The organism is Glaesserella australis, assembly GCF_003260095.1.
Taxonomy (GTDB): domain Bacteria; phylum Pseudomonadota; class Gammaproteobacteria; order Enterobacterales; family Pasteurellaceae; genus Glaesserella; species Glaesserella australis.
Window position 1 is genome coordinate 1 of the sequence record NZ_PTPX01000005.1, and the last position, 5,199, is coordinate 5,199.

At 38.1% G+C, this 5,199-nt stretch carries 6 protein-coding genes; 4 read left to right on the forward strand and 2 right to left on the reverse strand.

All coding sequences use genetic code 11. The annotated features are described in order from the left end of the window. Window positions 1–83: 83 nt before the first annotated feature. Both C5N92_RS02475 and C5N92_RS02480 read right to left on the reverse strand, forming a co-directional pair. Entirely contained in the window at window positions 84–866 is a 783-nt protein-coding gene (locus C5N92_RS02475; RefSeq protein ID WP_111749297.1) for a phosphodiester glycosidase family protein, read from the reverse strand. Continuing rightward, a complete protein-coding gene (locus C5N92_RS02480; RefSeq protein ID WP_111749298.1) occupies window positions 842–1,411 on the reverse strand; it encodes a DUF5358 domain-containing protein in 570 nt (189 codons plus the stop codon). The genes C5N92_RS02475 and C5N92_RS02480 overlap by 25 nt, the downstream gene beginning before the upstream one ends. Before the next feature lie 323 nt (window positions 1,412–1,734). Between C5N92_RS02480 and frdA the strand changes: the two genes are divergently transcribed. The 4 genes from frdA to frdD are packed head-to-tail and all read left to right on the forward strand — an operon-like array spanning window position 1,735 to window position 5,057. Further along, the gene (frdA, locus tag C5N92_RS02485) at window positions 1,735–3,516 is read left to right on the forward strand and encodes a fumarate reductase (quinol) flavoprotein subunit (RefSeq protein WP_111749299.1); all 1,782 of its coding nucleotides are present in this window, start codon (window positions 1,735–1,737) and stop codon (window positions 3,514–3,516) included. A gap of 6 nt (window positions 3,517–3,522) precedes the next feature. Continuing rightward, window positions 3,523–4,290 (forward strand): succinate dehydrogenase/fumarate reductase iron-sulfur subunit, encoded by a 768-nt coding sequence (locus C5N92_RS02490; protein WP_111749300.1) that lies wholly within the window; start codon window positions 3,523–3,525, stop codon window positions 4,288–4,290. 12 nt (window positions 4,291–4,302) lie between these two features. Next, window positions 4,303–4,701: a fumarate reductase subunit FrdC gene (gene frdC, locus C5N92_RS02495; RefSeq protein ID WP_111749301.1), complete on the forward strand. Its 399-nt coding sequence runs from the start codon at window positions 4,303–4,305 to the stop codon at window positions 4,699–4,701. An 11-nt stretch (window positions 4,702–4,712) separates the two neighbouring features. Continuing rightward, entirely contained in the window at window positions 4,713–5,057 is a 345-nt protein-coding gene (frdD, locus tag C5N92_RS02500; protein WP_111749302.1) for a fumarate reductase subunit FrdD, read from the forward strand. Window positions 5,058–5,199 lie beyond the last annotated feature (142 nt).

Sequence of the window (5,199 nt, forward strand, 5' to 3'; positions counted from 1 at the left end):
ATTTCAAAAAGTAGGCTTAAAGCCTTGTACTATAAGGCTTTAAGCTACTTTTTAGCAACAATTTTGTCTATTATGCCTTTTAATTAATTTATTATTTTTATACCAAGGTGATTACTTACTTCTCGTTCACTTCCTTGAAATAAAGGTAAATCCGATTGGCGTTCTGTGTCTACAACGAAGGTTGAGCTACCACCACCATCTAGGTTGATAGCTTTAGTTAGTTTGAGTTTACTAGCGAGAGTGGCAAGCTCATCTAAATTCATTCCACTAAAACTTAAAAGGCGACCTTCCACCACAACAAAGTAGAGTAGATTTTGTTTTTCATCTAGTCCAATCATTGTTCTAGGATGCTTTCCCGTAAAAATATCTTGTGAACAACCAATTTTATCTTGTGTAGCACATTCAAATTTAGCTGTGTTTGGATTAAATGATTGCCATCCTGAAACAGCAACTGCCCACTTAGGATTAATTTTGGTAATTTGCCCTTTAGCTTCAATCATACACTTATTTTCAGAAGTACATGCAAAGATAGTTCGAGATCTTGTATCTCTCGTATTTTCCCAACGTTTCCTGTTGCTTATCGTTAGACCAATAGGCGTCATATCTTTTCTAAAAAAATTGGCATTTATTGCGATTTTTGTTTGGTTTTTTTGTGAAAATTCAGAAACTGTCATTCCTTTATCTTCGAAAGATGTTCCTATAATTTTCAAGTTAGGACATGATAAGTTTATTTTTGCGATATGTGTGTTGGCATTTTCTGTATAAATATGGAAGCAGGCTGAGTTTGTATCAGCCTGAACAGTAGATATAAATAATAAAGATGAAAGCAACCCTTTCTTAATTATAGTAATAATGCTGCCCCCCATTTAATGATGTCGAAGAAGAATTTATTATCACCTGTAGCCACTTTATCTCCACTTTGCGTAGCACTAGTTTCTTTTGTGGATTTATCTTCAACCATTCCACTGCTATATTGCCCTTTCACTACAGCGAGATCGTTTTTTGCTTGAGCTCGTAAAATTTCACATTCTTCGGTCTTCAATGCTTTTACTTCAATATGTTTAAATTTTTTAAATTGCAATTGAGCATAACCCATTGATTTTTCATCTTCCTGAATCATTTTGACATATTCTTCTCCGATGATTTTTTCTAAAGGGTAAAAGAAGACATATTGTGCATGTATATAGGCATCCTCTTTTCCAAAATGTTGTTGTTGGATCTTAGTTAAATTTGGGTATATGCATTGTTCGGCTTGTTGACTTGCCATTGCCCAACGCTCAGCATCTGCTTCTGATAGGAGATAGTCAGCGCCGATAAATTCTCCAGGAAACGCAGTATCTTGTTGGGACTTAGCTGTACAGCCCATAATGGAAAGTATCACCATACTGGAAAAGAGTAAATTACGAAACATATGACACCTTTTATTATTTAATATGAATAAGAAAGTCTATCAATAAGTCAGGAAAAGTGCTATTAAATTCCTTTTTGAAATTTAGGAATTTATAGTTTTTATGGACTCTAATTGAGTAACTTCAGTTAATAAGTCATTGAATATTCAGACTAAATACAAGCAATTCTCAATACATAGAAAAGGATAAAATTGTTTTTTGAGATAGATCACAAAACTTATTTTTTTATGTTAATAAATTGTAAAAGGTGATTATAAAACATCGAAAATAATGGCAAAATATTCCTACTTTAGGTTGATATATTTTATTTTCCGAGGAGGAAATCGTGCAAACTGTCAATGTAGATGTTGCAATTGTGGGGGCCGGTGGCGGTGGTTTACGTGCTGCGATCGCGGCAGCGGAAGCAAACCCTAACTTAAAAATTGCTTTGATTTCAAAAGTTTATCCAATGCGTAGCCATACGGTAGCAGCTGAAGGTGGGGCGGCGGCAGTCGCAAAAGAGGAAGACTCTTACGATAAACACTTCCACGATACCGTTGCAGGTGGTGACTGGCTGTGTGAGCAAGATGTGGTGGAATATTTCGTAGAACATTCCCCTGTCGAGATGACCCAGTTAGAGCGTTGGGGCTGTCCGTGGAGCCGTAAAGCTGATGGTGATATCAATGTTCGCCGTTTCGGTGGTATGAAAATTGAGCGTACTTGGTTTGCTGCCGATAAAACGGGCTTCCATTTATTACACACTCTTTTCCAAACGTCCATTAAATATCCGCAAATTATCCGCTTTGATGAGCATTTTGTAGTCGATATTTTGGTCGATGACGGTCAAGCTCGTGGCTGTGTGGCGATGAATATGATGGAAGGTACTTTCGTTCAAATCAATGCTAATGCAGTTGTAATTGCAACAGGTGGTGGTTGTCGTTCTTATCGTTTCAATACCAACGGCGGTATTGTTACAGGTGATGGCTTATCAATGGCTTATCGTCACGGTGTGCCACTGCGTGATATGGAATTCGTACAATATCACCCAACAGGTTTACCAAATACAGGGATCTTAATGACTGAAGGTTGTCGTGGTGAAGGCGGTATTTTGGTCAATAAAGATGGCTACCGTTATTTACAAGATTATGGTCTAGGACCTGAAACCCCAGTGGGCAAACCTGAAAATAAATATATGGAATTAGGTCCACGTGATAAAGTTTCACAAGCATTCTGGCAAGAGTGGCGTAAAGGCAATACTCTAAAAACTGCTAAAGGTGTAGATGTGGTACATTTGGATTTACGTCACTTAGGTGAAAAATACCTACACGAACGTCTGCCGTTTATTTGTGAATTAGCCAAAGCTTATGAGGGCGTTGATCCTGCAAAAGCACCGATCCCAGTTCGTCCAGTAGTTCACTATACCATGGGTGGTATTGAAGTTGACCAAAAAGCGGAAACTTGTATCAAAGGCTTATTTGCAGTGGGTGAATGTGCGTCTTCAGGTTTACACGGCGCAAACCGTTTAGGTTCTAACTCATTAGCTGAATTAGTGGTCTTCGGTAAAGTAGCTGGTGAAATGGCAGCACAACGTGCGGTTGAATCAACTACTCGCAATCAAGCGGTAATTGATGCACAAGCACAAGATGTCTTAGCACGTGTTTATGCGCTAGCTCGTCAAGAAGGTGAAGAGTCTTGGTCTCAAATTCGTAATGAAATGGGAGATTCAATGGAAGAAGGTTGCGGTATTTATCGTACTCAAGAAAGTATGGAAAACACCGTGGCTAAAATTGCTGAACTTAAAGAACGTTATAAACGTATCAAAGTGAAAGATACGTCAAGTGTATTCAATACCGATTTACTTTATAAAATCGAGCTTGGCTATATTCTTGATGTTGCTCAATCTATTTCTTCATCAGCGGTTGAGCGTAAAGAGTCTCGTGGTGCGCACCAACGTTTAGATTACGTTGAGCGTGATGATGTGAACTACTTGAAACATACTCAAGCGTTCTATAATGAAAATGGTGCTCCAACCATTAAGTATAGTGATGTAAAAATCACCAAATCACAACCAGCTAAGCGTGTGTACGGTGCAGAAGCAGAAGCACAAGAAGCAGCGAAAAAGGAGTAACAGAAGATGAACCAAAGTAAAATGACGGTAGAAGTGCTTCGTTATAACCCTGAAAAAGATAACGAACCGTACTTATCAAAATATGAAGTGCCTTATGATAGTCAAACTTCATTGCTTGATGCACTTGGCTACATTAAAGATGAATTAGAACCTGAGCTTTCATACCGTTGGTCTTGCCGTATGGCGATCTGTGGTTCTTGCGGAATGATGGTAAACGGTAAACCAAAATTAGCATGTAAAACATTCCTGCGTGATTACAGCGGACATATGCGGATCGAACCGCTTGCAAACTTCCCAATTGAGCGTGATTTAGTGGTTGATTTAAGCCACTTTATCGAAAGTTTAGAAAGCATTAAGCCGTATATTATTGGTAATAAAGCTCCTGAGCTTGATGGTAAACCACATCCATCTGCTGAATTAGCGAAAAGCAGAACTAAACAAACTCCTGCACAACTTGAAAAATACCGTACATTCTCTATGTGTATTAACTGTGGTTTATGCTACGCAGCTTGTCCACAATTCGGCTTAAACCCAGAGTTTGTGGGTCCTGCAGCCTTAACTCTTGCTCACCGTTATAATCTTGATAACCGTGACAACGGTAAAGCAGAGCGTATGAAGATCATCAACGGTAAAAACGGTGTTTGGAGCTGTACTTTTGTTGGCTACTGCTCTGAAGTTTGCCCGAAACACGTTGGTCCTGCATCTGCGGTTAACCAAGGTAAGATCGAAAGTGCTAAAGACTATGTCTTTGCAATGTTAAAACCGCAAAAGTAAGGAGAAAGTAAGATGACAACAGCAACAACAAGTAAACGCAAAAAATATGTGCGTGAAGTTAAACCAACTTGGTGGAAAGCGTTAGATTTTTACAAATTCTACGTCTTACGTGAAAGTACTGCCGTTCCAACCATTTGGTTTTGTTTGGTACTTTTCTATGGTCTAGCATGTTTGGGAAAAGAAAATGGATTTGTTGAAAGCTTCATTCCATTTTTGCAAAATCCATTGGTAGTGATATTAAATATTATCACTCTCGGCGCGGTATTACTTAACAGCTTCACCTTCTTTGGTATGGCTCCTCAAATGATGAACGTGATTGTTAAAAATGAACGTATTGATGTGAAACTTGTTTCACGTGTATTTTGGGGAATTACCGCATTTGTTAGCCTTCTTGCGTTAATTTTAGTATAGGGAGCAATAAAATGGACAAATTAAATCCACCACGTTCAAACGAACCTGCGGTATGGCTACTTTTCGGTGCGGGCGGTGCAATTAGTGCAGTATTTTTCCCTGTATTAGTGTTAATTCTAGGATTTTTACTGCCATTTGGCTTGATCACACCAGATAATATCATTGCATTTGCACATACTTGGATTGGTAAACTTGCAATACTTGCATTACTTATCTTTCCTATGTGGTGTGGTATGCACCGTATTCATTTAGGTTTACATGATTTCAAAGTTCATGTTCCTGCAGGAGCTTGGATTTTCTATGGATTATCTGCACTTTACAGTGTTCTAGTGATTTTTGCAGTGATTAATTTATAGAGTATAGTAAAAGGCTACTTATTTGATAAGTAGCCTTTAATTCTTGAATAACTCTTTTAATTTTAGGCATAATAGACAAAATTGTTGCTAAAAAGTAGCTTAAAGCCTTATAGTACAAGGCTTTAAGCCTACTTTTTGAAAT

Coding starts and splice junctions, on each gene's coding strand:
- frdD (WP_111749302.1), top strand. CDS start 4,713: ATGGACAAATTAAATCCACCACGTTCAAACGAACCTGCGGTATGGCTA.
- C5N92_RS02480 (WP_111749298.1), bottom strand. CDS start 1,411: ATGTTTCGTAATTTACTCTTTTCCAGTATGGTGATACTTTCCATTATG.
- C5N92_RS02490 (WP_111749300.1), top strand. CDS start 3,523: ATGAACCAAAGTAAAATGACGGTAGAAGTGCTTCGTTATAACCCTGAA.
- C5N92_RS02475 (WP_111749297.1), bottom strand. CDS start 866: ATGGGGGGCAGCATTATTACTATAATTAAGAAAGGGTTGCTTTCATCT.
- frdC (WP_111749301.1), top strand. CDS start 4,303: ATGACAACAGCAACAACAAGTAAACGCAAAAAATATGTGCGTGAAGTT.